The 25225-nt window shown below is 62.7% G+C and carries 21 protein-coding genes; 13 read left to right on the top strand and 8 right to left on the bottom strand.

Going from position 1 to position 25225, the window contains the following annotated elements:
- The first annotated feature begins 1 nt into the window (after position 1).
- The 4 genes from ACR0MM_RS10040 (at position 2) to ACR0MM_RS10055 (ending at position 4500) form a co-directional block, all read left to right on the top strand.
- A complete protein-coding gene (locus ACR0MM_RS10040) occupies positions 2–1456 on the top strand; it encodes an NAD(P)(+) transhydrogenase (Re/Si-specific) subunit beta (protein ID WP_093964877.1) in 1455 nt (484 codons plus the stop codon).
- A 98-nt stretch (positions 1457–1554) separates the two neighbouring features.
- Positions 1555–1911: a VOC family protein gene (locus tag ACR0MM_RS10045; protein ID WP_480695917.1), complete on the top strand. Its 357-nt coding sequence runs from the start codon at positions 1555–1557 to the stop codon at positions 1909–1911.
- Between the two features lie 105 nt (positions 1912–2016).
- A complete protein-coding gene (locus tag ACR0MM_RS10050) occupies positions 2017–3294 on the top strand; it encodes a DUF3422 family protein (protein WP_480695919.1) in 1278 nt (425 codons plus the stop codon).
- Positions 3295–3363: 69 nt separating this feature from the next.
- Positions 3364–4500: an MFS transporter gene (locus tag ACR0MM_RS10055; RefSeq protein ID WP_480695920.1), complete on the top strand. Its 1137-nt coding sequence runs from the start codon at positions 3364–3366 to the stop codon at positions 4498–4500.
- Between the two features lie 7 nt (positions 4501–4507).
- Here ACR0MM_RS10055 and ACR0MM_RS10060 read toward each other — a convergent pair whose 3' ends face one another.
- From ACR0MM_RS10060 to ACR0MM_RS10070, 3 genes are all read right to left on the bottom strand, one after another.
- Positions 4508–5488 carry an ABC transporter permease gene (locus tag ACR0MM_RS10060; RefSeq protein WP_093964881.1) on the bottom strand — a complete coding sequence of 327 codons (981 nt, stop codon included), beginning with the start codon at positions 5486–5488 and terminating at the stop codon, positions 4508–4510.
- Positions 5481–6488 (bottom strand): ABC transporter permease, encoded by a 1008-nt coding sequence (locus ACR0MM_RS10065; RefSeq protein ID WP_170340351.1) that lies wholly within the window; start codon positions 6486–6488, stop codon positions 5481–5483. Before ACR0MM_RS10065 ends, ACR0MM_RS10060 begins: the two co-directional genes overlap by 8 nt.
- A 94-nt stretch (positions 6489–6582) precedes the next feature.
- Positions 6583–8289 (bottom strand): peptide ABC transporter substrate-binding protein, encoded by a 1707-nt coding sequence (locus tag ACR0MM_RS10070; protein WP_093965071.1) that lies wholly within the window; start codon positions 8287–8289, stop codon positions 6583–6585.
- A gap of 282 nt (positions 8290–8571) precedes the next feature.
- Between ACR0MM_RS10070 and ACR0MM_RS10075 the strand changes: the two genes are divergently transcribed.
- Genes ACR0MM_RS10075 through ACR0MM_RS10095 form a run of 5 tightly spaced genes read left to right on the top strand, consistent with a single transcriptional unit; the run spans position 8572 to position 15155 of the window.
- Entirely contained in the window at positions 8572–10392 is a 1821-nt protein-coding gene (locus ACR0MM_RS10075) for an ABC transporter ATP-binding protein (protein WP_170450691.1), read from the top strand.
- 5 nt (positions 10393–10397) lie between these two features.
- Positions 10398–11564, top strand: coding sequence for an acetylornithine deacetylase (argE, locus tag ACR0MM_RS10080; protein ID WP_170450689.1), 1167 nt, complete (start codon positions 10398–10400; stop codon positions 11562–11564).
- Positions 11565–11619: 55 nt separating this feature from the next.
- Positions 11620–12786: a M20 aminoacylase family protein gene (locus tag ACR0MM_RS10085; RefSeq protein WP_480695923.1), complete on the top strand. Its 1167-nt coding sequence runs from the start codon at positions 11620–11622 to the stop codon at positions 12784–12786.
- A 16-nt stretch (positions 12787–12802) separates the two neighbouring features.
- Entirely contained in the window at positions 12803–13966 is a 1164-nt protein-coding gene (locus ACR0MM_RS10090; RefSeq protein WP_480695925.1) for a M20 aminoacylase family protein, read from the top strand.
- A 25-nt stretch (positions 13967–13991) separates the two neighbouring features.
- Positions 13992–15155, top strand: a complete 1164-nt coding sequence (locus ACR0MM_RS10095) for a M20 aminoacylase family protein (protein ID WP_480695927.1) — start codon at positions 13992–13994, stop codon at positions 15153–15155.
- Between the two features lie 39 nt (positions 15156–15194).
- Here the strand turns inward: ACR0MM_RS10095 and ACR0MM_RS10100 are convergent, their stop codons facing one another.
- Both ACR0MM_RS10100 and moaA read right to left on the bottom strand, forming a co-directional pair.
- On the bottom strand, positions 15195–16493 hold the full coding sequence (locus tag ACR0MM_RS10100) for a 3-deoxy-D-manno-octulosonic acid transferase (protein WP_480636367.1): 1299 nt from the start codon (positions 16491–16493) through the stop codon (positions 15195–15197).
- 1 nt (position 16494) lies between these two features.
- Positions 16495–17502, bottom strand: a complete 1008-nt coding sequence (gene moaA / locus ACR0MM_RS10105) for a GTP 3',8-cyclase MoaA (protein ID WP_480695930.1) — start codon at positions 17500–17502, stop codon at positions 16495–16497.
- Between the two features lie 91 nt (positions 17503–17593).
- Between moaA and ACR0MM_RS10110 the strand changes: the two genes are divergently transcribed.
- Positions 17594–17998, top strand: coding sequence for a hypothetical protein (locus ACR0MM_RS10110; protein WP_480695932.1), 405 nt, complete (start codon positions 17594–17596; stop codon positions 17996–17998).
- Here ACR0MM_RS10110 and ACR0MM_RS10115 read toward each other — a convergent pair.
- Genes ACR0MM_RS10115 through glmU form a run of 3 tightly spaced genes read right to left on the bottom strand, consistent with a single transcriptional unit; the run spans position 17986 to position 21859 of the window.
- Positions 17986–18672, bottom strand: a complete 687-nt coding sequence (locus ACR0MM_RS10115) for a DNA alkylation repair protein (protein WP_170454638.1) — start codon at positions 18670–18672, stop codon at positions 17986–17988. The genes ACR0MM_RS10110 and ACR0MM_RS10115 overlap by 13 nt on opposite strands.
- Before the next feature lie 6 nt (positions 18673–18678).
- Positions 18679–20502 (bottom strand): glutamine--fructose-6-phosphate transaminase (isomerizing), encoded by a 1824-nt coding sequence (glmS, locus tag ACR0MM_RS10120; RefSeq protein WP_480695934.1) that lies wholly within the window; start codon positions 20500–20502, stop codon positions 18679–18681.
- Positions 20503–20506: 4 nt separating this feature from the next.
- Complete coding sequence (glmU, locus tag ACR0MM_RS10125; RefSeq protein ID WP_480695936.1) at positions 20507–21859, bottom strand: bifunctional UDP-N-acetylglucosamine diphosphorylase/glucosamine-1-phosphate N-acetyltransferase GlmU; 1353 nt, start codon at positions 21857–21859, stop codon at positions 20507–20509.
- 133 nt (positions 21860–21992) lie between these two features.
- Between glmU and ACR0MM_RS10130 the strand changes: the two genes are divergently transcribed.
- The 3 genes from ACR0MM_RS10130 to ACR0MM_RS10140 all read left to right on the top strand — a co-directional run bounded on the left by ACR0MM_RS10130 (position 21993) and on the right by ACR0MM_RS10140 (position 25215).
- The gene (locus ACR0MM_RS10130) at positions 21993–22664 is read left to right on the top strand and encodes an HAD-IA family hydrolase (protein ID WP_480695938.1); all 672 of its coding nucleotides are present in this window, start codon (positions 21993–21995) and stop codon (positions 22662–22664) included.
- A gap of 40 nt (positions 22665–22704) precedes the next feature.
- Entirely contained in the window at positions 22705–23895 is a 1191-nt protein-coding gene (locus ACR0MM_RS10135; RefSeq protein WP_480695940.1) for a DegT/DnrJ/EryC1/StrS family aminotransferase, read from the top strand.
- Positions 23896–24051: 156 nt separating this feature from the next.
- Positions 24052–25215: an isovaleryl-CoA dehydrogenase gene (locus ACR0MM_RS10140; RefSeq protein WP_480695942.1), complete on the top strand. Its 1164-nt coding sequence runs from the start codon at positions 24052–24054 to the stop codon at positions 25213–25215.
- Positions 25216–25225: the final 10 nt, after the last annotated feature.

Genomic DNA, 25225 nt, shown 5'->3' on the forward strand with positions numbered 1-25225 from the left:
CATGGAATTTGGCTTCACCACTGCCGCCTATGTCGTTGCGGCTGTTCTGTTCATCCTTTCGCTCGGCGGCCTGTCGAACCAGGAAAGCGCCAAGCGCGCGGTCTGGTACGGCATCGTTGGAATGGCGCTGGCGGTTTTCGCCACGCTGGTCGGTCCCGGATCGGGCCTGTGGCTGCTGTCGCTGCTGCTGATCATCGGCGGTGGTCTGATCGGTCAATACGTGGCGCAGCGCGTCCAGATGACCGAGATGCCGCAGCTTGTGGCCGCCATGCACTCGCTTGTGGGTCTGGCGGCGGTTTTCGTCGGGTACAACGCCCATTTCGAGATCAAGAATGTCGCCGAAGTCTTTGCGATCGTTGACGCGGCCAAGGATGCCGACCTGTCGGATCTAGGCGCCTTCGCGAAACTGATCGCCAAGAAAACCCCGGCCGAGCTGGCCATTCTGCATGTCGAACTGTTCCTGGGTATCTTCATCGGTGCGATCACCTTTACCGGTTCGGTCGTGGCATATGGAAAACTGGCCGGCAAGGTCACCTCGGCGGCCACCAAACTGCCGGGCGGGCATGCGCTGAACGCGGCGGCGGCGGGCCTCTCGCTGATCTGTCTGATCTGGTACACCGCTTCGGGTGGCTTCTTCCCGCTGTTCCTGATGACGCTGGCGGCGCTGTTCATCGGCTATCACCTGATCATGGGCATCGGCGGCGCCGACATGCCAGTGGTGGTGTCGATGCTGAACAGCTACTCGGGCTGGGCGGCGGCTGCGATCGGTTTCTCATTGGGCAACGACCTGCTGATCGTGGTCGGCGCGCTGGTCGGCTCGTCGGGCGCGATCCTGTCCTACATCATGTGCAAGGCGATGAACCGTCACTTTGTCAGCGTGATCCTGGGCGGCTTTGGCGGCACTTCGGGGCCCCAGATGGAGGTCGAAGGCGAACAGGTGGCGATCGACGCCGACGGTGTTGCAGCAGCGTTGAACGATGCCGACAGCGTCATCATCATCCCCGGCTACGGAATGGCGGTGGCGCAGGCGCAGCAATCGGTCAGCGAACTGGTCCGCAAGCTGCGCGCGAAGGGCAAGAATGTGCGCTTTGCCATCCACCCCGTCGCGGGCCGTCTTCCGGGCCACATGAACGTGCTGCTGGCCGAGGCCAAAGTGCCCTATGACATCGTGCTGGAAATGGACGAGATCAACGACGACTTTCCGGAAACGGATGTCGCGATCGTCATTGGCTCGAACGACATCGTGAACCCTGCGGCACAGGAAGACCCGAACAGCCCCATTGCCGGGATGCCGGTTCTGGAATGCTGGAAGGCCAAGCAGGTGATCGTCTCGAAACGCGGGCAGGGCACCGGTTATTCGGGCATCGAAAACCCGCTGTTCTACAAGGAAAACACCCGCATGTTCTATGGCGACGCCAAGCAGTCGCTGGACAAGCTGCTGCCAATGATCGACTGATCTGTGGCTCATATCCTTGGAAAAGGCGCCCTTCGCGGGCGCCTTTTTTCGTTTCAGGGTATGATGCCGTATCAACCCCAATCGGCAGGAGGTGTTCCATGCATAAGGTAAACGGCATCGGCGGCGTGTTCTTTCGCGCCCGCGATCCGAAGGCTCTGTCGCAATGGTACGATGCCCATCTGGGCGTCAATCACTATGACCCGGTCCCGTGGAAGCAGCGCGAAGGCTACACCGTGTTTGCCCCTTTCGCCGCAGACACGGACTATTTCGGCGATGCGGCGCAACAATGGATGATCAATTTCCGAGTCGACGATTTGGCGGCCATGGTCGACCAACTGCGTGCGGCTGGAATCGAGGTGGAGACCCGTGACGAATGGAACAGCGAGATCGGAAAATTCGCCCGCTTGCACGACCCCGAGGGCAATCCCATTGAGCTCTGGCAGCCAAATCAATGAGATAGCCGGCTTGTATACCGCGGTATCCACGTAAGTATATGAAATAAAAGAGAATTGATGAAATCCTCCGGTGTCGTATAGTGCCCGGAACACAAGGAGCCGTTCATGACGCCAATCGAGGATCATCCGCTGCGCTATGCGCTGGCCAATGAATTGCATGCGCGGCCGTTCCCTGTGGCGCAGGCGCCCTGCACGGTTGTCTTCCTTGCGATCAAGAAACCGGTCGCCGCGGTTGCGCGCGACCGGGCCGAAGATATGGCCCACCTGATCGACCTGCTGGACCGTCACGGGGCGCAGCATCCGCAGCCCGATGCCACCCACTATGCCGGCCAGATCGGTCGGCATTGGTTGAAGTGGGAGCACCACACGGAATTCGTGACCTATACGGCCATTACTCAGAATGTCAGCGAGCGCGCGTTCAACCCCGCCGATTTCGAGGTATTCCCCCCCGACTGGCTGATGGCCAGTCCGGGCCAGCGCGTGACCTCGATCATGCTGCGGGTGGTGCCGCGCCCGGATGACGGGGCCACGCAAGCCACGCTGGCGGATTGGTTCGAGCCGGAAAGCCTGGCGGTGTCGCGGGTGCTGGACGACTCGGCGATCTGCGCCAGCGATTTTCGCATCGACCCAGCGGGTCACATGCGGTTTGCCCTGTTCGTGTCCGAGGGCACCGGGCGCAGGCGCACCGGCCGGATCATCCAACGCCTGTGCGAGATCGAGACCTACAAGGCGATGTCCATGTTGGGCTTTGCTCGGGTCAAGGCCCTGATGCCCCAGATCGGCGAGTTGGACCGACAACTGACCCAGTTGATGGGCGAGATGACCAAGGACACGACCCATCCCGACGATCTGCTGCCGCAATTGCTGGCCACCTCGACCGAGCTCGAGACGTTGTCGGCGCGTTCGGCCTTTCGCTTTGCCGCGACGGGGGCCTATGAGGCCATCGTGCACCAGCGGATCGAGGCGCTGCGCGAGGATCGTTTCCACGGGCGTCAGACATTCGCCGATTTCATGATGCGCCGCTATGACCCGGCCATGCGCACGGTCAAGGCAACCGAGCGGCGGCTGCAGGCACTTTCGGACCGGGCCATTCGCGCCGGTGACCTGCTGCGGACGCGCGTCGATGTCGAGCGCAGCGCGCAGAACCAGGCCTTGCTGGAGAGCATGGACCGCCGGGCGGATCTGGCGCTGCGATTGCAGCACACGGTCGAAGGTCTGTCGGTGGTCGCTATCAGCTATTACGCCGTGTCGCTGGTCAGTTACCTGCTGTACCCGTTGACCAATGCGGGGATCAGCAAGGGGATGCTGACCGCGGGCGTGACGCTGCCTGTAGTGGCGCTTGTCTGGCTGGCCGTGCGCCGCATCCGCCGCAAGCTGGAATAGCGCGGCTTGCCAACCGGCGCGCGGCCTGTATTTCTGCGAGGCAGATATTTCGCAGGCGGGGCAGGTTTCATGATCGGATTGGTTTCAGCCTGGCGGGCCGTGGCCGCCATGTTCATCCTGAACGGCGCCCTGTTTGGGATCTGGGCCTCGCGCATTCCAGCCGTCCGTGACCGTCTGGGGCTGAGCCACGAGGAACTGGGCTATGGCCTGCTGTTCATGGCGGCCGGGGCGGTGTGTTCCTTTCCAGTCACCGGACGCCTGACCGACAGGTTTGGCGCGGTGACCGTGACGCGGGTGATCGCGGTCCTGTACACAGCCTCACTGATCCTTCTTGCGGCCGCCGACAGCTTCGCCATGCTGGCTGCGTTCCTGTTCATCTTCGGGGCCTTCCACGGCTCAATGGATGTGGCCATGAACGCCTGGGCCGCCGAGGTCGAGCAGACCTATGCCAAACCGGTGATGTCCTCGTTTCACGCGATGTGGAGCCTAGGTGCCGGGTTGGGAGCGCTCAGCGGCTATGGCGCGGTTCAGCTGCAGCTTGACGTGTTGCCGCATTTTCTGCTGGCCGGCGGGGCAACCGTGGCGTTGGCGCTTGCGTTGTCCTGGGTCCGATGGACGTCGCGGCGGGTGCAGTCCGACGGCAACGCGATCTTTGCTTTGCCCAGCGGCGTTCTGGTTCTGGTCGGGCTTACCGCGATGTGCGGCGCGCTGGGCGAGGGGGCAGTGGCTGACTGGAGCGCCATCTTTCTGCGGGATGTCACGGGTGTGGCTGAAAGCGTTGCAGCACTGGGCTATGCCGTCTTTTCGGTGGCCATGGTCGCGGTGCGTCTGCTGGGGGGCCTCGTGATCGCCCGGTTCGGCCCGGTGCCGGTGGCCCGGGTCAGCGGAGCCTGTGCGGCCGTTGGCGTGTTCCTGGTGGTATCGGCCGGTGGCGCGGTCGGGGCGCTGGCTGGGTTCGCGATGATGGGCGTGGGCTATGCGGTGATCATGCCGCTGGCTTTCAGCCGGGCGGCGAATGACCCGCATGTTCCGCCGGGGCAGGCCATCGCCAGTGTCGCCACCTTGGGGTACGGAGGTCTGCTTATCGGTCCGCCGCTGATCGGGCTTCTGGCGGGCTTCCTGTCACTGCGGCTGGCCTTTGCCGTCCTGCTGCCGCTGGCAGTGGTGATCGTGGTGTTGGCCGGCGCGCTCAGGCGCGCCGACTGACTTTGGTTCAGCGTCCGCGGATCCGCGGATCGAGCGCATCGCGCAGGCCGTCGCCCAGATAGTTCACGCTGAGAACGGTCAGCGAGATCGCCAGGCCGGGCCAGAACACACGCTCGGGGTACTGCTGCAGATAGTCGACGCCATCGAACAGCAGCCGGCCCCAGGTGGGGAAGTCAGGCGGGAAGCCCAGCCCTAGGAAGGACAGCGCGCTTTCGGTGATGATCGCCGTGGCGATGCCCAGCGTGGCCGACACCATGATCGGCGACAGCACGTTGGGCAGGATGTGCCGTGTGATGATCTGCGTGTTGCTGGTGCCGATCGAGCGGGCGGCCAGAACGAACTCGCGTTCCTTGATGGCCAGCACGTCGCCGCGCACGATCCGCGCCGTAGGCATCCACGAGGTGATGCCGATGGCGCAGACGATCAGGATGAAGATCCCACGTTCAAGCCCGAACGCAGCGGACAGAGGCTCGCGGAACAGCAGCATCATCACCAGCAGCAGCGGCAGCAGCGGCAGGGCCAGGAACAGATCGGTCAGGCGCATCAGCGGCCCGTCCAGCCGTTTGAAGAACCCGGCAACCACGCCGATGAACGACCCCAGGAACAGCGCCAGCAGCATCGCGGTGATGCCGACCGATACCGAGGTCTGCCCCCCAGACATCATTCGCGCCATGATGTCCCGGCCCAGCTGATCGGTGCCGAACGGATGGGCCCAGCTGGGCCCCTGGTTTCGGGCACGGATGTCGATCTGGGTCGGGTCGATGGTCCACAGGAACGGGCCCAGATAGACGGCCGCGACGATGAAGATGAACAGCATCGCGCCGATCATGGCGCCCTTGTGGGTCTTGAACTGGTCCCACACGTCGCGCCACTGGCTGCGAGGTGGGGTGGTCAGTTCTTCCATTACGTCGGCAGTCGGCAAGGCCGTCGAGGCCGGCGCAAGGCCCTCATCAGGGACCAGCGTGTCTGATTGATTGTGATCAGTCATAGCGGATCCTCGGGTCCAGAATTCCGTAAAGAACGTCTGCGATCAGGTTGAACAGGACGATCAACACGGCAAAGATGAAGGTCAGCGTCTGCACCATGGGCAGGTCATTTGCCTGAATGGCGCCGATCAGCAGTTGGCCGATGCCATTCACCTTGAACACCTGCTCGGTGATGATCGCGCCACCAAAGATCGCCGGAATACCCAGAGCGATCACGGTGACCACCGGGATCATCGAGTTGCGCAGGACATGCACCATGACGACGGTGTATTCGCTCAGGCCCTTGGCCCGCGCAGTACGGACGTAATCCTGGTTGAGGTTGTCCAGCATCGAGGCGCGCATGAACCGGCTGAGCTGCGCGGTGATCTGCAGCGCCAGCACCATCACGGGCATGATCATCTGTTTCAGCTGAACGACGAAGCTGTCCCAGTCATTGACCACATGCGTCGTGTCATAGATCGACGGGAACCAGCCCAACTGGACCGAGAAGATCACGATCACCAGCACCCCCGAGAAGAACGGCGGAACCGAGAAGCCGACCATCGACACGAAGGTGCCCATCTGGTCGAACCAGGAATACTGGCGATAGGCCGAATAGATACCGATGGGCAGGGCGATCAGGATGGCGACCACATAGGCGGTGCCGACAACCCACAGGGTCTGCGGGATACGCTGAACGACGATATCCATGACGGGCGAGCGGGTCTGCCACGAAATCACACGCAGGTCACCTTCGGAAAAGGTGGTACCAAAGATGTGGTCGACCAAAACCTGCGGTTCGATCCAGAAGAACTGCACGATCCATTTCCAGAACCGGACATGCATCGGCTGGCCGAGGCCAAGCGCCTCGCGCATCTTCTCTTTGACTTCGGGCGGAACGGTAAGCGGAACCTGTGCCATCGGGTCGCCGGGGGCGAGCTCGAGCAGCAGGAAGATGACGAGGCTGATGAACAAGAGCGTCGGAACGGCCAGGATCAGTCGTCGAATGGTGAAGTTGAGCATTAAGAGGCGCCTTTATATGCGTCTTCTTGTTGGTGGAACTTGCGAAAGACCGCGCCCCGATACAGATCGGGACGCGGCTGTGCAAGGCTAGCGCTTAGGAACCGGTCTTGCGGTACCAGTCAGCGATGTTCCACAGTTCGCTGTCCCACACGTTCAGGACGACACCGCCCAGAGTGTTTGCATGGGCCGACAGACGACCACGGTGGACCAGCGGGATCATGCCGCCGTTCTGAACCATGATGTCGTTCAGCTGCTTCGCGATTTCGGCGCGCTGCTCCAGACCGGCGGTCTGCGCCAGTTGGGCGTGCAGCTTGTCGAACTCTTCGTTGCAGAAGCGGCTGATGTTCTCACCCTGCCACTGGGTCTCGGGACGCGGTGCCTTGTCGCACAGGCCGTTGCCCAGATAGCTTTGCGGGTCGGTGCCGTTGAAGGTGTTGGCGTACATTTCAACGTCCGCATAGAACTTCTGGAACGTGTCGGGCGAGCCCGGGTCACCACCGAAGAAGACCGAGGCGTTGATGTTGCGCAGTTCGGTTTCAATGCCGATCTGGCTCCACCACTCCTTGATCAGCGCCTGGAAGTCCTGACGGACGGCGTTGGTCGACGTCTGATAGACGATTTTCAGCGGAACGCCATCCTTCTCGCGGACGCCGTCGCCGTCGGTGTCGACGATGCCGGCATCATCCAGCAGTTTCTTGGCGCCTTCGATATCCTGCGTGTCGCAGGTCATCGAGGTCGAGTTGAACGCAGCCGGAGCCGGCACCCAGTTGCAGGTCACTTTACCCGCTTGGCCATAGCCGATCTCAACCAGCAGCGGGCGGTCGATTGCCATCGACATAGCCTTGTACACCGCCGGGTCCTGCAGGAACGGGTGCGGGTGCTTGGCTGTCGAACGCTCGCCTTCCGGCAATTCGGGCGACGGGTTGGTCTGGTTCAGCATGATGCGCTCGACCAGCGGGCCAAAGCCTGCCACCGGAGTGCCTTTGCCGCCTTCCTGCATCTGCGCGATCACTTCGGGCGCCAGCTGCAGGTTCCAGGCATAGTCGAACTCGCCGGTTTCCATCACGGCGCGACCGGCCGCAGTCGCATCGCCGCCGCCCTTGAAGGTCACGGTTGCGAAGGCCGGTTTCGCCGGGTCACGATAGTTGTCGTTGGCCTTGAAGGTGATCACGTCGTTCGGCTTGAACTCGGTGACGACAAACGGGCCGGTGCCGATCGGGTTGAAGTTCTGCTCGGTGCATTCCGGAGCTTTCGCGCCCATGCAGTCCGCGAACTGAGCGGCCTGAATGATCGGGCTTTCGCCGCCGACGAACGGACCGTAGGGGAACGGGGTCGGCTTGTCGAAAGTGACCTTGACGGTCAGATCATCCACAGCTTCGACGCTGGTGACGCCTTCGAACTTGGTCACCTGCGCACAGCCCCCTTCGGGGTCCATGCAGTAATCGGCGGTGAATTTCACGTCGGCCGAGGTGAACGGCGTGCCATCCGACCAGGTGATCCCCGGAGCGATCTTCCACGTGATCGAGGTGAGGTCCTCGCTCACGCCGCCGTTTTCGACGGTCGGGATTTCGGCTGCCAGATACGGCACCATGTTGCCGTCCTGGTCGTAGCGGGCCAGAGGTTCGATCACCAGCGAGGCCGCTTCGACGTCTTTGGTGCCGCCCGACAGGAACGGGTTCAGGATCGAGGGTGCTTGCCAATAGATGATGCTGACGTTGCCGTCCGATCCGCGCTCGGCCATGGCCATCGGGGCCATCGCCGTGCTTGCAATCGCACCAAGCAAAAGGGTTTTGATTTTCATCATACACTCCTTGTTGGACACATTCGTGTCTCGATTTTCTCCGCAAGGCCTGCGGATTTGGCGTTGCCGTGCCGGGCTCAAGCCACTGAAACAAAAGACAATTGCGCAAATGTCTGCGCACTACGCCCAATTTCTCGGCACGGTTACGCGGGGTATCGAAACAGAGTTTGCAGAAATTGCAAGCCTTGCCGCAGCGAAACTGGCAATGCGTTTGACTTTTCCTGTCAGCCCGCCTTAGCGTTCGGCAATCAAAACACTCATGCAGCCAAGGGGAGCGCTCGCGTGCTGGATCAGCCTATCGCCCAGATCAGGGAACTTCGGGTCGAATTCCAAACCAAGGATGGGCCCGTCGTCGGGGTCGAGGACGTCTCGTTCGAGGTCCGTCCGGGCGAAACCGTCTGCATCGTGGGCGAATCGGGATCGGGCAAGTCCGTATCTTCGTTGTCATTGATGCGCCTTGTTGAATTCGGCGGGGGTGAAATCGCCGGCGGACAGTTGATTTTCGACCGTAACGACGGGACCGAGCTGGATCTGGCCAAAGCCGATCAGGACCTCATGAAGCAGATTCGCGGCAACGAAATCGGGATGATCTTTCAGGAACCGATGACGGCGCTGAACCCCGTTTTCACGGTCGGGCGACAACTGACCGAAGGGTTGCGGATTCACAAGGATATGTCCAAGTCCCAAGCCGAAGCACGCGCCTTGGAGCTGCTGAAACAGGTCCGCATCCCAGAACCCGAGCGGCGGCTCAAGCAGTATCCGCACGAATTGTCGGGCGGGATGCGCCAGCGGGTTGTGATCGCAATGGCCATGGCCTGCGAGCCGCGCCTGCTGATCGCCGATGAACCCACCACGGCTCTGGACGTGACGATCCAGGCCGAGATCCTCGCCTTGATGGACCGGCTGAAGCGTGAAACCGGCACGGCGGTCATGTTCATCACCCATGACATGGCCGTGGTCGCCCAGATGGCCGACAGGGTCGTCGTCATGTACCGCGGCAACAAGGTCGAAGAGGGCACCGTCACCGAGATTTTCGAGAATCCCCAGCATGACTACACCAAGGCTCTGCTGGCTGCGGTGCCCAAGCTGGGTGAAATGCGCGGAAAATCCGCCCCCGAGCCGATGAAGTTGCTGGGTGTTGAAGGACAGAAGATCGCCCCGATTCCCGGAACCGAGGATGTATTGCTGTCAGTCCGGAACCTGACCACGCGGTTCCCGGTAAAAGGCGGGATCCTGCGCCGCACCATTTCGAATGTGCACGCGGTCGAAGATGTCTCGTTCACCCTGAACAGAGGGCAGACGCTGAGCCTCGTCGGGGAGTCGGGTTGTGGAAAATCCTCGGCCGGACGCTCGATCCTGCGGTTGATCGAGCCCATGGCCGGTGAAATCAGTCTTGATGGTGTGGACATCATGAAGCTGGACCAGAAGGGCCTGCGCAAGGCCCGCCTGGACATGCAGATGATCTTTCAGGACCCATTCGCATCGCTGAACCCGCAGATGCAGTTGGTTGATCAGGTGGCCGAGCCGATGCGCAACTATGGCGTCGCGTCGGGGTCGGAATTGCAGGACCGGGTCGCACAGCTGTTCGACAAGGTGCACCTGCCACGCAGCTTCATGCGCCGGTTCCCGCACGAAATGTCGGGTGGGCAACGGCAGCGAATTGCGATTGCCCGGGCGCTGGCCCTGAACCCGAAACTGATCATTGCGGACGAAGCCGTTTCCGCGCTGGACGTTTCCGTTCAGGCGCAGGTTCTGAACCTGATGATGGAATTGCAGTCCGAACTTGGGCTGAGCTATCTGTTTATCAGCCACGACATGGCCGTGGTTGAGCGGGTCAGCCACCACGTGGGTGTGATGTATCTGGGCCGGATCGTCGAACTGGGCCCAAGGGCGCGTGTTTTCGAGAACCCACAGCACCCCTATACGCAGGCATTGATGAAGGCGGTTCCGATCGCCGATCCCAATCAGCGCAAAACGGAAAAAGATCTGAATTTCAAACCGATCCCGTCTCCAATTCACCCAATCGGCTATGAGCCTGCGCCTTCGGAATACCGCGAGGTCGAGCCGGGCCACTTCATCCTGACGACCGACAGCGGCTACTGACCCATATGCCACAGCGCCTGACTCCGCTTGAGATCATGACCAAGCTGATCTCGTTTCCCACCGTCAGCCGCGACAGCAACCTGCCGCTGATCGACTGGGTCGAAGACTACCTGAACGGCCACGGAATCCGCGCTCACAGATGGCCGGATCCGGACCAGCCGCACAAGGCGGCCCTGTTTGCCCATGTCGGCCCCTGGGAGGAAGGCGCGGTCGTGCTTTCCGGTCACACGGATGTGGTGCCGGTGGACGGACAACCCTGGGACAGCGACCCGTTTGTCGTGACCGAACGGGACGGCAAGTATTTCGGACGTGGGACCTGTGACATGAAGGGCTTTGACGCCCTCGCTATCTGGGCGCTGGTGGAGGCGCAGTACGCCGACGTCAAACGCCCGCTGCAATTGGCGCTGAGCTTTGACGAGGAGGTCGGCTGCACCGGTGCGCCGCCCATGATCGTCGCCATGCAGGAGGTTCTGCCCAAGGGCTCGGCCGTGGTGGTGGGCGAGCCATCGATGATGCAAGCCGTCACCGGCCACAAGGGCAGTTTCGGCTATGATACCCATGTGGTGGGATACGAGGTGCACAGTTCGATCATGCATACCGGTGTCAATGCGATCATGTATGCCGCGCCGCTGATCGACTGGGCAAATGCCCAGAACGACATCAACATGGCGGCAGACCCCAGCGACATCGCGGCAGTCTTTGATCCTCCTTGGACAACCTGCCACGTGGGCATGATCAAGGGCGGCACTGCGCACAACATCACGGCCAAGGATTGCCGTTTCATGATGGATTTCCGGGTCGTCCCCGGCGAGCAGGCATCAGCTTGGAAAGAAGCCTATCTGGAACAGGTAAGAGTGGCGGAAAGGAAGATGCAGCAAGTGCATCCGGACGCCCATATCGAGGTGAAGGCCAGCTTTGCCGTTCCGGCGTTGGTCCCGGAAACCGATGGCGAAGCCGAGACGCTGGTGCGCGCCCTTACGGGCGACAACGCAACCCATGTCGTCAGCTATGGCACCGAAGCCGGTCAGTTCCAGGAAGCCGGTTACTCGGCCGTGATCTGTGGGCCTGGAGATATCGCCCAGGCGCACCAGCCGAACGAATACATCACGATCGCTCAGTTCAACGCCGGCCATGACTTCATGCAGCGTCTGGTCTACAAACTGGCGGCGTGACCCAAAAGAGGCACTGGAAACTCAGGATTTCAGTCAGAAGCTCGGAGAGTTGAACATGCCGGTCAAAAACAGACTTGCCGAAATGCACGCCGAGATAACCAAGTGGCGGCGGCACCTGCATGCGCATCCCGAGTTGATGTACGACGTTCATGAAACCGCCGGCTTCGTTGTCGATAGGCTCAAGGAGTTCGGTGTCGATGAAATCACGCCGGGTATCGGTAAAACCGGTGTCGTGGCCGTGATCCGAGGGCGGACGGACACGCAGGGGCGGGTGATCGGGTTGCGGGCCGACATGGATGCCTTGCCGATCAACGAGGCGACCGGACTGGACTATGCCTCGACCGTGCCGGGCAAGATGCATGCCTGCGGGCATGACGGGCACACGTCGATCTTGCTCGGCGCTGCGCAATACCTTGCCGAGACGCGCAATTTCGACGGAACGGTGGTTCTGATCTTTCAGCCGGCCGAAGAAGGCGGGGCCGGCGGTCTGGCCATGTGCCGCGATGGGCTTATGGATCGATGGGGCATTCAGGAAGTCTACGGCTTGCACAACATGCCCGGCCTGCCTGTCGGAGAGTTCGCAATCCGGCCCGGCGCGCTGCTGGCGTCGTCGGACGAGTTCGAGATTGTCGTGACCGGCAAAGGTGGCCATGCCGCCGCGCCGCATGAAGCCATCGACACAACCTTGGTGGCATCGCACATCGTGGTTGCGCTGCAATCGGTTGTATCCCGCACCGTTGATCCGATCCGACGGGTGGTGCTGACGGTGGGGACGTTTGAAACTGACAGCGTCGCCTCGAACGTGATTGCGCACACGGTCCGGCTGCAGGGCACGGTTCGCACACTGGACCCGGAATACCGTGGCATCGCCGAGGAGCGCGTGCGCCGGATCGCCGAAGACACAGCCTCGGCTTTTGGCGCCCAAGCCCGCGTGACTTGGACGCCCGGCTACCCGGTGACGGTGAATTCCGAGGCGGAAACGGCCTTCGCCGCCGAAGCCGCCGAGGCGGTGGCCGGCAAGGTCAATGACGCAACGGATCCGATCATGCCGTCGGAAGACTTCGCCTACATGCTTGAAGAACGGCCCGGAGCCTACATCTTCTTGGGGAACGGCGACACGGCCATGTGCCACCATCCCGAATACAATTTCGACGACCAGGCCATTCCGGCCGGATGCAGCTGGTTCGCCGAGCTTGTCGAACGACGAATGCCCATCGCCTGAAACAGGAAAGACAGTCATGCCGATCAAGAACCGTTTTGCCGAAATGCACCCCGAAATCACCGGTTGGCGGCGCGACATACATCAGCACCCCGAAATTCTCTACGATACCCATCGGACCAGCGCATTGGTTGCGGAAAAACTGAAAGAGTTCGGTTGCGACGATGTGGTGACCGGAATTGGCCGGACCGGGGTAGTCGGCGTGATCAAGGGCAGGACCGACACCCAAGGCCGGGTGATTGGTCTGCGGGCCGATATGGATGCGCTGCCAATGCAGGAGCAGACGGGAGCGGAATATGCCTCCAAGACTACGGGCGCCATGCATGCCTGTGGCCATGACGGTCACACTGCGATGGTTCTGGGCGCCGCCAAATATCTGGCCGAGACCCGAAACTTCGATGGGACCGCGATCGTGATCTTTCAACCGGCCGAAGAAGGCGGCAACGGTGCTGAAGCCATGTGCCAGGACGGTTTGATGGACCGCTTCGGCATCCAGGAAGTCTATGCGATGCACAACGTGCCGGGCCTGCCGACCGGGCAGTTTGCCATTCGCTCCGGGCCTCTGCTGGCGGCGGCGGACGAGTTTGACGTCCATCTTGAAGGCCGCGGCGGTCATGCCGCCAAGCCGCAGGAAACCGTGGATACTACGGTCATGCTGTCGCAACTGATCGTGGCCCTGCAGACCATCGTTTCGCGCAACGCCGACCCGATCTTGCAGGCCGTTCTGTCGGTCACGGCGGTCGAGACCTCGTCGAATGCGTTCAACGTGATCCCGCAATCGGCCCGGCTGCGTGGCACCGTCCGCACCCATTCGAACGAGATGCGCGACCTGATCGAACAGCGACTGAATGAAGTTGTGCAAGGTGTCGCGGCGACCATGGGTGGCACCGCCACGGTGACCTACTCGCGCGGCGTTCCGGTCACGATCAACGCGGAAGAGCAGACCGGATATGCAGAATCCGCGGCAATTGCCGTCGGTGGCAGCTGTGCCGAAGCACCGATGGTGATGGGGGGCGAAGACTTCTCGTTCATGTTGCAGGAACGTCCCGGCGCCTTCATAGTCTTGGGAAATGGCGACAGCGCCGGGCTTCACCACCCCGAATACGATTTCAATGACGAGATCATTCCGATCGGATGCTCGTGGTTTGCAGAAATGGTCGAACGCCGGATGCCGGTGGCCTGAGATTTTTTAAGGAGAGAAGACGAAGATGCCAGTGAAGAACCGCTTTGCCGAATTGCAGGATGAAATCACCGCCTGGCGGCGTGATATTCACGAGAATCCTGAAATTCTGTTCGATACGCATCGCACCAGCGCGCTGGTTGCGGAAAAGCTGAAAGAATTCGGCTGCGACGAGGTGGTCACGGGGATTGGCCGCACCGGAGTTGTCGGGGTGATCAAAGGCAAGGTCGACACCAAGGGGAAGGTGATCGGATTGCGGGCGGATATGGACGCTTTGCCGATCCACGAGGCGACGGGTTTGGACTATGCTTCGAAAACGCCGGGTGCGATGCATGCCTGCGGCCATGACGGCCACACCGCCATGCTGCTGGGGGCGGCCAAATACCTGTCCGAAACGCGCAATTTCGACGGAACCGTCGTTGTGATCTTCCAACCCGCCGAGGAGGGCGGCGGCGGCGGCCGCGAGATGTGCGAAGACAACCTGATGGAGCGTTGGGGCATTCAGGAAGTCTACGGGATGCACAATTGGCCTGGTAAGCCTGTGGGCAGCTTCTCGATCCGGCCGGGCGCGTTCTTCGCGGCGACTGACCAGTTCGATATCACGTTCGAAGGTCGCGGAGGTCATGCCGCCAAACCGCATGAAACCGTGGACACCACTGTCATGACTGCGCAGGCCGTTCTGGCGTTGCAGACCATCGCGTCGCGCAATGCCGATCCGATCGATCAGGTCGTTGTTTCGGTCACCTCGTTCGAGACTTCGTCGAAGGCGTTCAACGTGATTCCGCAGAAAGTGCAGATCAAGGGCACCGTGCGCACGATGAGCAAAGAGATGCGGGACCTTGCTGAGCAGCGCATCAACGAAATCTGCTCGGGCGTCGCCGCGACATTCGGCGGTACTGCCGATGTCAACTATATCCGGGGCTATCCGGTCATGATCAACAGCGATGAGCAGACCGAGTTCGCCGCCGAGGTCGCCCGCTCGGTCTCGGGGACCTGCGAGGAGGCACCTTTGGTCATGGGCGGCGAAGACTTCGCCTACATGCTGGAAGAGCGTCCCGGTGCCTATATCCTGGTCGGCAATGGTGATACCGCGATGGTTCACCACCCGGAATACAACTTCAACGACGAGGCGATCCCTGCCGGTTGCAGCTGGTGGGCCGAGATCGTCGAACAGCGGATGCCCGCAGCCTGACACCGTGGCGGGGGCGCAGGCCCCCGCTGCCGCTTGCGGTCAGTTGAGGCCCAGCTTGTCGCATAGCGTATCCACAACCGAATCCAGCTCCGATTTCTGGGTGTTCACGCAGGATTGCGCCGCCGCTTGCGCCGCTGACAGCGCCGATCTGTCCGACAGCCAGGGCTCGACCGCCTTGGCCAATTCCGGCGCCGAAGCGACTTCTACCGCGCCGCCGCTGTCCACCAGCGGGGCAAATGTCTCGGCGAAATTGTAGTAACCCGGCCCGGTGATCACCGCTGCGCCAGCCTGAGCCGGCTCGAACGGGTTGTGGCCGCCGATCTCTTTCAGCGACCCGCCCAGAAACACGATAGGGCACAAAGCGTACCACGTTCCGGTTTCGCCCAGCGTATCGGCCACATAGACCTGCGTGTCGTCGGTGATCGGCTGCCCGGCGCTGCGCAGAGCATGGCTTTGACCCGTGGCATCGATCAGGGCGCAGACCTCGGCCCGTCGTTCGGGGTGGCGGGGGATCAGCAGCAGCAGCAGGTCGGGCCAGCGATTCAGCAATTCGGCATGGGCGGCTAGAACGGTCTCCTCCTCGCCCGCATGGGTCGAGCTGGCGATCCAGACCGGCCGCGCGCCGATCTGCGCGCGGATCTGCGTCAGCGCGTCCTGATCCACCGGCAGCGGATCGGACATGGCCTTGAGGTTGGTTCCGGGCTGCACCAGATCGGCGGGTGCGCCCATGGCGATCAGGTTTGCGGCCGTGCGGTCGTTTTGCGTCAGGAACAGGCGGAACTGGCCTAGGACAAAGCGGGCGGTGTCGGGGCGCTTCTTCCACCCGGCCACCGATTTCTCGGACAGGCGTGCGTTCAGCAGGGCAAGGGGCGTCCCGCGCCGGGCGGTCTCGACGATCAGCCGTGGCCAGATCTCGCTTTCGACGAAGACACCGGCATCGGGCCGCCAGTGATCCAGAAACCGCGCCACCGGTCCGGCGCTGTCCAGAGGGGGGTATTGGTGGCGGGTGCGCGGCGGCAGGCGTTTTTCCACCAGCGCCGCCGAGGTCGGGGTGCCAGAGGTGATCAGAAACTGCGCATCCTCAATCCGTTCGCTCATACGCTTGATCAGGCTCAGAACCGACAGGCTCTCGCCCACGCTGGCCGCATGGAACCAGATCAGCCGACCGTCGGGCCGGGGCTGGCTCGCATGGCCCAGCCGCTCGCGCTGACGGACCTCGGAAACACCCGCCGTCTGCAGCTTGGCGCGAACGGTGCGCCAGGCCAATGGCATGGCGATGGACGTCAACGCGCAGTACATACGGTACAGCGTCGTGGGTTGCCCCGACTGGTCTGCCATGTCAGCCGCCCGTGTGGCTCATGTGACGGCTCATCTGGCCATCGATCTTCTGGCGGGAATAGTCGAAATCATGGCCCTTGGGCTTGAGGGTAATCGCCGCGCGGATCGCCTGTTCCAGTGGCTCTTCACTGTTGGGGTGGTCGCGCAGAGGGGCGCGCAAGTCGGCCATGTCCTCTTGCCCCAGGCACATGTACAACTCGCCCGTGCAGGTCAGGCGTACCCGGTTGCAACTTTCACAGAAATTATGGCTGAGCGGCGTGATGAAGCCGATCTTCTGCCCGGTTTCCTCCAACCGGACATAGCGCGCCGGTCCGCCCGTGCGCTCGGCCAGATCGGTGACAGTATAGTGGTTTTCGTACTCGGCCCGCACGTCTTTCAGCGACCAGTACTGGTCCAGCCGGTCCTCGTTGCCGATGTCACCCATGGGCATGACCTCGATCCAGGTCAGGTCCATGTCGCGCTCGGCGCACCAGCGGGTGATCTTGGGCAGTTCGTCCTCGTTGAACCCTTTCAGGGCCACCGTGTTGATCTTGACGCGCAACCCGGCCTTCTGCGCGGCATCGATCCCGCCCAGGACCTGTTTCAAGCGACCCCAACGGGTGATCTGGGCGAATTTGTCCTCGTCCAGCGTGTCGAGCGAGACATTCACCCGCCGCACCCCGGAGGCATACAGGTCGTCGGCGAACCGGGCGAGTTGCGAGCCATTGGTGGTCAGCGTCAGCTCTTTCAGTGCGCCGCTGTCCAGATGCCGGGTCATCGAGTCGAAGAACCCCATGATCCCACGGCGCACAAGCGGCTCGCCCCCGGTGATCCGCAGCTTTTCCACGCCCAGTCGAATGAAGGTCGAACACATCCGGTCCAGTTCTTCCAGCGTCAGCAGCTCTTTCTTGGGCAGAAAGGTCATGTTTTCAGACATGCAGTAGACACAGCGGAAATCGCAGCGGTCCGTGACGGAGACGCGGAGATAGGTGATTGCGCGGGCAAACGGGTCGATCAACGGAGCAGTCATGCCCAATAGGTAAAGCGCACCGTGCCTTGCGACAAGTCAGAACTGCGCTTGAGGGGTGGAACGCGGGCGCGGGCAGGGGTAGGCTGGTTGCATGCGATACCTGTTTGTCATTATTCCTGCGTTTCTGACCGGCTGTGATGCGGTGCGGCAAGGACTTGATCGCGCGTCGGATGCGGAACCTGCGCAGACGACAGAAACCGCCGCTGCGACCGAAGAGGTGGAAGCAACGCCTGTTGCGGCCGTGAACACCGGATGGGCCGGCGCCAAGACAACGATTGCCGGACTGGGCGATCCGAACAAGCCCGGACGCTGGCTTGAAACACCGTTGGTCGAAACTGAGATCAATGGCCGGGTGGTCGTGCCCAAGACGGGCGCGCAGGCCTATATCACACTTGTACCGGCGCCCTCAGGCGGCAGCCGCCTGTCGGTTGAGGCGATGCGTGCGCTGCTGGTCCCGTTTGACGAGCTGGTCGAACTGGACGTTTACTCCAACTGATCTTTCAGGTACTTGCCGGCCTCTTTGCGGGCAAACGGCTTCATCGCGTCACCATGCGCGGCCAGAAACGCCCGGACCCGGTCGGGGTCATGTTTGGACAGGTCGCGCAGCCACCAGGCCACCGCCTTCTGGATGAACCAGTCGCGATCGGGGACATAACCGGCGGCCCACCCCAGAATGCGGGCGCGGCGCTCAAGGTCTTCGGGCTTGGGGTGGTTCTGCTTGCTCCAGGGCAGGGTGGCGACCAGTGCCGCGCGTCGGGTCCACATGTGATCTGAGGTCGTCCAGCTTTCAACCTGGTCAAGCCGCGACGGATCGGCCCACAGGCGCTTTTGCATGGCCATGCTCGCATGATCGGCCACCGCCCAGGCGTCGAAATCGGGCAGCCAGCTTTGCAGCAAGTCCCAAACCGCCTGATCGGGGCGGATGCGCGCTTGGGTCAGCAGCTTGGCGGCGGCCAGCCGCGCCTCGTGGATGTTGGTCTGCCACAGCTGATCGGCCAGCGCGACACGGGCGTCCACGTCCATCTGCTGCCGCCAGCTTTTGGTCAGATCATTCAGCACCGGATTCGGTACCCCAAGATAGGGGCGATCGACCTTGTGATAGGCCGCCATCTGGGCGGCCCGGTCCGGGTCGGCATGGGCCTTGATCTGGTCCAAGGGGCTGTCCGGCATGGCGGCTTACTCGACCGTGACGGATTTCGCCAGGTTGCGCGGCTGGTCCACATCGGTGCCCTTGGCGACCGCCGTGTGATAGGCCAGCAGCTGCGCGGGCACCGAATACAGGATCGGCGCCACCGAGGCGTGGGCATGCGGCATTCGGATCGTGCTCCAGACGCCGTCCTTGGCATCTGCGATCCCGTCGTCGTCCGAGACCAGAATGACCTTGCCCTTGCGTGCCATGACCTCTTGCATGTTCGACACGGTCTTGTCGAACACCGCATCGCGCGGGGCCATGACCACCACGGGCATGTGCTTGTCGATCAGGGCGATGGGGCCGTGCTTCAACTCGCCCGAGGCATAACCTTCGGCGTGGATATAGCTGATTTCCTTGAGTTTCAGCGCGCCTTCAAGGGCCAGCGGGTACATCAGGCCGCGGCCCAGGAACAGAACGTCGCGCGCCTCGGACAGGCGCTGAGCGGATTTCCGGATCGCCTCCTCCTGATCCAGCGCGGCGTTCAGCAGCGTCGGCAGGCCGCGCAGCGCGGCGGCGTGATCGGCCAGCGCATCGTCGTCCAGCGTGCCCCGGTCGGCCGCGGCTTTGAGCGCCAGCATCAGCAGAACGCTCAGCTGGCAGGTGAAGGCTTTGGTCGAGGCCACACCGATCTCGACCCCGGCATGGATGGGCAGTGCCACGTCGCTTTCCCGCGCGATCGAGCTTTCGGGGACATTGACCACCGACACGATCTTGTCGGCCTTGCCTTCGCAATAGCGCAGCGCGGCCAGGGTGTCGGCGGTTTCGCCCGACTGGCTGACGAACAGGGCCAGCGTGCGGTCGGTGATCGGCGGTTCGCGATAGCGGAACTCGCTGGCGATATCGACCTCGACGGGCATCCGGGCCAGTTGCTCGAACCAGTATTTGGCGGTCAGACAGGCATAGAAGGCCGTGCCGCAGGCCACCATGGTCAGGCGGTCCAGCTTGGAGAAATCAAGATCCGCGTCCGGCAGAACCACCCGGTCGCTGCCGGTGGGCAGGTACGAGCGGATCGCCTCGGCCACCACCACCGGCTGTTCGGCGATTTCCTTACCCATGAAATGCTTGTGCCCGCCCTTGTCGGTCCGGGTCTGATCCAGCTGGATCTTGCGGATCTCGCGATTTGCGATCTCGCCCGCCTCGTTGCGGATCTCGACCGAAGTGCGGGTGACCACGGCGCGGTCGCCTTCTTCCAGATAGGTGATCCGGTCGGTCAGCGGCGCCAGTGCGATGGCGTCCGAGCCCACGAACATCTCGCCATCCCCGTGCCCGATGGCCAGCGGCGAGCCCTTGCGGGCGGCGACGATCAGGTCATCCTCGCCGTCGAACAGGAAGGCCAGCGCAAAGGCGCCTTGCAGCCGGTCGATGGTCTTGAAGGCGGCCTCGACCGGGCTCAGCCCCGATTTCATGTAGAATTCGGTCATCAACGCGACGGTTTCGGTGTCGGTCTCGGTCTGGAAATCGATTCCGTTCTCGGCCAGTTCGGCCCGCAGCTCGCGATAGTTTTCGACGATGCCGTTGTGGACCACGGCAACCGGTCCGGCCTGATGCGGGTGCGCGTTGCTGACCGAGGGTGCGCCATGGGTCGCCCACCGCGTGTGCCCGATGCCCGACTTGCCGGGCAGGGGGTCATGCACCAGCAGGTCGCTGAGATTGACCAGCTTGCCCACCGCGCGCCGACGGCCCAGCTTGCCGCCGTTTACGGTTGCGATGCCCGCACTGTCATAGCCGCGGTATTCCAGCCGCTTCAGCGCTTCGACCAGGATGGGCGCCGCTTCGTGCTTGCCCAATACGCCAACAATTCCACACATTTACTCAGGCTCCCTTGTCCCGGCGTGCCTTTTTCGCCTTCAGCATCTCGAACAGCTTGCGGGCATAGCCCGGTTTGTTTTCCTGTTTGGCGCGACCCACCGCCAGGGCGTCGGGGTCGATGTCGCGGGTCACGATGGTGCCCGTGGCCGTCATCGCGCCGCTGCCCACGGTGACCGGGGCCACCAGCATGGTGTTCGAGCCGACAAAGACATTCTCGCCGATCACCGTGCGGTGCTTCATCACGCCATCATAGTTGCAGGTGATGGTGCCCGCGCCGATATTCGTGCCCGCGCCCACCGACGCATCGCCGATATAGCTGAGGTGATTGACCTTTGCGCCCTCGGCGATTTCGGCATTCTTGATCTCGACGAAATTGCCGATACGGGTGTTCTCGGCCAGTTCCGCCCCTGGGCGCAGCCGGGCATAGGGGCCGACCACGGCGCCGCGGCTGACATGGCAACCTTCCAGGTGCGAAAACGCCCGGATCGTCGCGCCGCTTTCGACGGTGACACCGGGGCCAAAGACCACGTTGGGTTCGATCACCGTGTCGCGGCCGATCACCGTGTCGGCAGCCAGATAGACCGTCTCGGGAGCCATCAGGGTGACGCCCAGATCCAGCAGCTCGGCCCGGGCGCGGGCCTGGAACACGGCATCGGCCGCGGCCAGATCAGCGCGCGAGTTCACGCCCAGCGTCTGCGCTTCGTCGCACGAAACGGCAGTGACCTTCAGGCCGCGGTCGCGCGCGATCTCGACCACGTCGGTCAGGTAGTATTCGCCCGACGCGTTGTCGTTTCCGACCGCGTCGATCAGGTCGAACAGGGTGCCGGCGTCACAGGCCAGAAGGCCCGAGTTGCAGAAGGTTATGGCGCGTTCTTCATCTGACGCATCCTTGAACTCGACGATCCGTTCCAGAGCATCTCCGTTCATCACCAAACGGCCATACCGGGCCGGGTCGGCGGCCTCGAAGCCCAGGATCACCAGATCGTTGTCAGCCCGCGCGGCGATCATGCGCTCCAGCGTGTCAGGCTGCAGAAACGGGGTATCGCCGTACAGAACGACCACGTCACCGGTGAACCCGTCCAGGGCCTCGCGCGCCTGGGCGACGGCATGGGCGGTGCCCAGCTGTTGGTCCTGCACGACGATGCGGGCGTCTTCATCCTCGGCCTGCGCGACTTTGGCCACCGCCTCGGCGCCGTGGCCGGTGACGATGACCGTGCGTTCGGGTGCCAGAACCGACCCGGCGCGCATGGCGTGCACCAGCATCGGAACCTGGGCGATCGGGTGCAGAACCTTTGGAATATCCGAATTCATCCGGGTGCCTTTTCCGGCGGCAAGGATGACAAGGGCAGTGCTCATGAATGCGTTTTCTCTTTTGTTTTGTCGCGGTCCGTTTTATCCGCTGAGGGCAAAGGCGCAAGCCGTTCGGCCATCAAACAAGATTGCCGTTTGCAACACGACATGGCGGAAAACTGCCGAGCAAGGAGACAGAATGCGCACGGTCATCTTCGATCTGGACGGGACTTTGGCCGATACGTCGGGCGATCTGCTGGCGGCGGCCAACCATTGTTTCCGGCAGATGGGGCATGGCGACGTGCTGGTGCACGGGCAGGATGCGGCGGTGGCTTTGCGCGGCGGGCGGATGATGCTGACCCACGGGCTGAAACGCGTGGGCGCCTATGACGAAGAGACCGTGAACGCCTATTACCCGGTCCTGCTCGAGGCCTATGGGCAGGCGATCGACACCCACACCACCTTCTATCCCGGCGCGCTGCAGGCGGTCGAGGCGCTGAAGGCCGCCGGATACGGTGTCGGCATCTGCACCAACAAGCCCGAGGCGCTGGCCGAGCTGCTGATGACGCGGCTGGGAGCGCGGGCGTTGTTCGGCTCGTTGGTGGGGGCGGACACGCTGCCGGTGCGCAAGCCCGACCCCGCGCCGCTGCGTGAAGCGGCGCGCCGGGCCGGCGGGCATCCCGACCACTGCATTCTGGTGGGCGACTCGGATACCGACCGTAACACGGCCCGCGCCGCCGGGGTGCCGTCGATCCTTGTGACCTTCGGCCCGTCCGGTGATGACATGGCCGCACTGCAGCCCGATGCGCTGCTGCACCATTTCGACGATCTGCCCGCAATCGTAGCCGAGCTTGTGGGCGCGGCGGCCTGATCTCTTGACCCGCGCTGCGACTGGCCCCACAAACGACGCCATGACCAAGCGATTTTCTGGTAGTTTCACTCAGCAGGAGCCAATCCCCGACGCGGCGATCGAGGCGGCGCTGGCCGTTCTGCGCCACGGGCGGCTGCACCGCTACAACGTGGCCCCCGGAGAGGTGAGCGAAACCGCCCTTCTGGAACAGGAATTTGCCGTGCAGATGGGGGCGAAATACTGTCTGGCCGTGTCGTCGGGCGGTTATGCGCTGGCCACGGCCCTGCGTGCCGTGGGTGTCCAGCCGGGGGACGCGGTTCTGACCAACGCTTTCACGCTGGCTCCGGTGCCGGGGGCGATCGCCTCGGTCAATGCGCGCCCGGTTTTCGTGGGCGTGACCGAGGGGCTGACCATCGATCTGGACGATCTGGAGGCCAAGCTGGACCTCGCCAAGGTTCTGATGCTCAGCCACATGCGCGGGCATCTGTGTGACATGGACCGGTTGATGCAGATGTGCGACGCCGCCGGGGTGACGGTGATCGAGGATTGCGCCCACACGATGGGCGCCGCCTGGCGCGGGCAGTTGTCCGGCCGTCAGGGGGCGATCGGTTGCTATTCCTGCCAGACCTACAAACATGTGAACTCGGGCGAGGGTGGTCTGTTGATCACCGATGACGAAATGCTGGCGGCCAAAGCCACGATGCTGTCGGGCTCGTACATGCTGTACGAACGCCACCTTGCGGTGCCGGGTCCCGAGGTGTTCGAGCGGATCAAGTACACCACGCCAAACGTGTCGGGGCGGATGGACAATCTGCGCGCGGCGATCCTGCGCCCCCAGTTGCGCGAGTTGGATCGGCAGGTGCGGCGCTGGAACGAACGCTATGCCGAGATCGAGGCGGGCCTGCGCGGCACGCCCGGCCTGACCATCGTCGAGCGGCCTGCCGAGGAGAGCTATGTCGGCTCGTCGATCCAGTTCCTTCTGCTGGATTGGGCGCAGGACAGGATTACCGAGGTTCTGCGACGCTGCGCCGATCGCGGAGTCGAGTTGAAGTGGTTCGGCGGGGCCGAGCCGACCGGGTTCACCTCGCGCTATGACAGCTGGCGCTATGCCGAGTCGGAACGGATGCCCGAGACCGACCGGATTCTGCGCGGGATCATCGACATGCGCGTTCCGTTGACCTTCTCACTGGACGATTGCCGCCTGATTGCCGGCATCATCCGCGCCGAGGTCGGCGCCGTTTTCCAACAGTAATTCAATCGAGTGCGCCATGCGGCGCACGCTCGAACACTGCAAAAGCCGCCCGAGGGCGGCTTTTTCATTTGGGTCACGCGATGATTGACCGCGCGGGGAAAGGTCTGTATCAGTTTATTGAACACCTGTTCATTAACGCGAAAGAGGAGAGCGCGGATGTTCACGGCGACAATGCAATTCGATCTGGGTGAGGATGTGAACGCGCTGCGCGAGATGGTGCACCGCTGGGCGCAGGAGCGGGTCAAGCCGATGGCGGCCGAGATCGACAAGACCAACGCCTTTCCCAACGAGCTGTGGAAGGAAATGGGTGAACTCGGTCTGCTGGGCGTAACCGTTCCCGAACAGTATGGCGGCGCCGAAATGACCTATCTGGCGCATACGATCGCGGTTGAAGAAATCGCACGCGCCTCGGCATCGGTGGCGCTGTCCTACGGGGCGCATTCCAACCTATGCGTCAACCAGATCAAGCTGAACGGCACTGAAGAACAGAAGCAGAAATACCTGCCGCGCCTGATTTCGGGCGAACACGTAGGTGCCCTGGCAATGTCGGAACCCGGAGCGGGGTCGGATGTTGTGTCGATGAAACTGCGGGCGGAAAAGCGCAACGACCATTACCGCCTGAACGGCAACAAATACTGGATCACCAACGGGCCGGATGCCGATACGCTGGTCGTCTATGCCAAGACCGACCCCGAGGCCGGGTCCAAGGGCATCACGGCCTTCCTGATCGAGAAAGAGATGAAAGGGTTCTCGACCTCGCCCCATTTCGACAAGCTGGGTATGCGGGGTTCGAACACGGCCGAGCTGATCTTCGAAGATGTCGAGGTGCCGTTCGAGAACGTGCTTGGCGAAGAAGGCAAGGGCGTTGCGGTCCTGATGTCGGGCCTCGACTATGAGCGCGTTGTGCTGGCCGGGATCGGCTCCGGCATCATGGCTGCCTGCCTGGACGAGATCATGCCCTATCTGGCCGAGCGCAAGCAGTTCGGCAAACCGATCGGAACCTTCCAGCTGATGCAAGGCAAGATCGCCGACATGTACACGGCGATGAACTCGGCCCGGGCCTATGTCTACGAGGTTGCCAAGGCCTGTGATCGGGGCGATGTAACCCGGCAGGATGCGGCGGCGTGCTGCCTTTACGCCTCCGAGCAGGCGATGGTGCAGGCGCATCAGGCCGTTCAGGCCATGGGCGGGGCCGGGTTCCTGGCGGATGCGCCGGTCAGCCGGATCTTCCGCGACGCCAAGCTGATGGAGATCGGAGCGGGCACCAGCGAGATCCGCCGGATGCTGATCGGCCGCGAATTGATGAACAAAATGCTTTGAAGAAAAACGC

It is taken from the genome of Ruegeria sp. BC6, from assembly GCF_056539185.1.